This window comes from Natrialba hulunbeirensis JCM 10989, assembly GCF_000337575.1.
GTDB classification, from domain to species: domain Archaea; phylum Halobacteriota; class Halobacteria; order Halobacteriales; family Natrialbaceae; genus Natrialba; species Natrialba hulunbeirensis.
This window is the reverse complement of record NZ_AOIM01000047.1, coordinates 1-2,697: the sequence shown is the minus strand read 5'-3', so window position 1 is coordinate 2,697 and position 2,697 is coordinate 1. Positions and strand designations below refer to the sequence as shown.

4 protein-coding genes are annotated in these 2,697 nt (G+C 52.8%); all 4 read right to left on the bottom strand.

Annotated features, from left to right (window positions below; translation table 11 throughout):
- Positions 1-96: 96 nt before the first annotated feature.
- Positions 97-1,572 carry a hypothetical protein gene (locus C483_RS19190; protein WP_239638921.1) on the bottom strand — a complete coding sequence of 492 codons (1,476 nt, stop codon included), beginning with the start codon at positions 1,570-1,572 and terminating at the stop codon, positions 97-99.
- A 23-nt stretch (positions 1,573-1,595) separates the two neighbouring features.
- Complete coding sequence (locus C483_RS19185) at positions 1,596-1,805, bottom strand: hypothetical protein (RefSeq protein WP_004052064.1); 210 nt, start codon at positions 1,803-1,805, stop codon at positions 1,596-1,598.
- Positions 1,805-2,212: a hypothetical protein gene (locus tag C483_RS19180; protein ID WP_005533704.1), complete on the bottom strand. Its 408-nt coding sequence runs from the start codon at positions 2,210-2,212 to the stop codon at positions 1,805-1,807. Before C483_RS19180 ends, C483_RS19185 begins: the two co-directional genes overlap by 1 nt.
- Before the next feature lie 76 nt (positions 2,213-2,288).
- Positions 2,289-2,531 carry a helix-turn-helix domain-containing protein gene (locus tag C483_RS21295; protein ID WP_006166119.1) on the bottom strand — a complete coding sequence of 81 codons (243 nt, stop codon included), beginning with the start codon at positions 2,529-2,531 and terminating at the stop codon, positions 2,289-2,291.
- Positions 2,532-2,697 lie beyond the last annotated feature (166 nt).

Genomic DNA, 2,697 nt, shown 5'->3' with positions numbered 1-2,697 from the left:
CCGTGCCGACGAGCGCGGGCGATACAACTGCGATGAGGATTATGAGTGTGGTGATTATTCGGCGCATGGTGTCCGAAAAATTGGGAATCGGTGGGGTTAGTTCCGGGTTGAGACGAGGATGAGCGCGACAATCGCGGCAACGATGATAACGCGGTCTTCGGTTCCAACACCGAAGCCACCGCCGCCACCACCGCCACCAGTTCCGGTGGTCTCATACTGCCTTCTGAGTTGTCGCAACTGCTCGATTTCGTCCGCGAGGGAGCTTGCGTTCGTTGAGTTGTAGAGGTACTTGTGTGGGCTGGTCGTGTTCATCGTCTCCCCTGTCCGGGTGTTCACAGCCTCTAAAATTTCAAACTGCGACCCATATGTGGAGAGGTCAACAATCGTGCCGTTGGCCCCATCTTGAACAGCCATGTAGAAGGTTCCATTATAATCTGAAAATCGGTATGTCTGACCAGTATCCCAGCCACCAGATGCGTCATCTCCGGTGTAGAACAATGTTCCATTAAGCACCGTCGGATTGCCCGAGCCGTCTCCGACTGCAATAGTGTGCGATGCATTGATATCCCCGGAAGCACCGGTTGACGCGAGCATGGCCGCGCCCTGACCGTAGTATCCAGACTTTTTGAGAGATGTGGATGCCTCAGCCCCGATAGTGGATGGGTCCATCATCGCAAGGTCTGACGAGTTTATTTCGCCTGCTTGGTACTGGCTGGACACCTCATCAACGTAGGGGTCCATATTCGCAAGCACTTGTTGGGTCTGCTCTTGGGTTTCGTCGAGCAGATAGGTGTCGTTCTGGTCGTTCGCCCAAGAGCCGAGCGACCCATAATCCTGTGACTCGAAGATTCGTGTCTCCTCGGACGAGTTTGGTTCGACGGCAACAACCCGGATAGGAGATGCTTTTGGTGGGTCTGACGACCCCCCCGGATGGAAACGGGAGCCGGATGGGAGAGTCCTCAGAGAGATTTCTTCAGTATCGACAGATGTTCCATTGACTAACTCGAATTGAATCGTGTTTGTTCCAAGCGTTTCACCACCAGAGTACCATTCTCCATTCCTCTCATTTTGGTAGTAGTATCCAATTGTTTGGTCGGATTGGTTATCTAGACTAGCTATTTGAGTGACTTTAGCGTCCCAATCTGAGAGAATCCGAACCTGAACCCGAGAGTAGTAGTCTCGAACCGTTTGGTTCACCGCGGATTTAGCCTGTGACCGGGATGCACCGTTATTTAGCTCGTTCACCATCGTTATTTTAGCCTTTGACATGGCGACCGTTCGAGCATTAGCCATGAAGTTCTGCGTCGTCGTGGTGTACGAGTCGGTTGCGTCTTTCAGGGCAAGAGCGCTTGAATACGCATTTGTGGCGGTGAGATTCTCATAGTCGGTGTTGTCTGACCAATGACAACCCTCGGTATTGCCGAGAATCGTATTGAACCACGCACCACCGAGGTAGTTTGACGCCGAACCATCGCAGTTGACCATCTCCGCAGATGCGTGTCCGACCGGAGATGACCCTGGAACCACGCCGCTCGTGGCGGCGGTCGTGATGACGATTCCAACGAGCAGCATAACCATGACCCTCCGAACGAGAGTCACGAATCAAACACCTCAACGAGTCCGAGCCGGTCTGCGATGAGAGACCCACCGGCTGCACCAACCACAATCAGCCCTATTTCAAGACTGCCACCAAGCAGGTCGGATAAAATCGTGATGTCTGCGCCCGCGGATAGTCCGGCGTCGAGAGCACCAACCGACGCGCCAAGTGTGGCGACCGTCTCTAGGTCAAGGTCAAGGTCCACCATTAGAGCATCCACCCCGCAGCGAACCCGGCCGTGCTCGTGATGCCGACGTAGACCAAGCCCCAGAGGTCGCTACTCTGGAAGAATGAGGAAACGTCACCGACCAACAGCCACGCAGCGAACACCCCGACCGTGCCGAAAATCGACCACATATAGTAGTCGTCAAGCTTCTCCGCATCGTCTTTGAGAGACGATAGGTCGGTGTTCTCGTTCGTGATGATGATGCCCGCGAACGCGCCGACAGATACCGCGTACGCAAGCGTGATTTCGATATTCCCCGACGAGAAAATCACGTCGGTGAAATTGATATCGAATAGTTGGAAGGTTGCGATGCCCGTCTGAATGAATCCGGCGACCATGAGAGCCACCGTGAACCCCGCGTCTGCGGGGTCGAATTCCATCTTCGACATTACATTTTTAGACTGTCGCAATTAGTGAAAAGTGTTTGTGTTGATGACTGTTTAGTTTGCGTAGCAAATATCCATCTTAAGCCTCGTAAACATCAATCTGTGGCTTTACAAGGCCGATTGCTGACTCTCGGCCACGGTCCGTTAGTCGGTAGACTCCGCCGCCCTTCTCCTGCACGAATCCAGCATCTAAGAGGTCCTGAAAGGAACGAGACACCGAATTTCGGTGTCTCCCTGTCCTCCGAGCAATGTTACCAGCCTTATCATCATTGTGGAGTAACAAATCAACGAGGATGGCTTTCTGTGTTGGCGTGATGTCCATGAGATACCCGCCAATCGCTGGATGGAAACTCATTGTGGTCAATATGTTTGCATGGCTAACAGAATTGTTTGCATTACGAGCAGTTTGGAAGAACTAACAAACGTTTAAGTAATCCTGACTGAACAGTTAGAGCAAGAACTCGGACGTGTCACTCACGGTGTGGCGC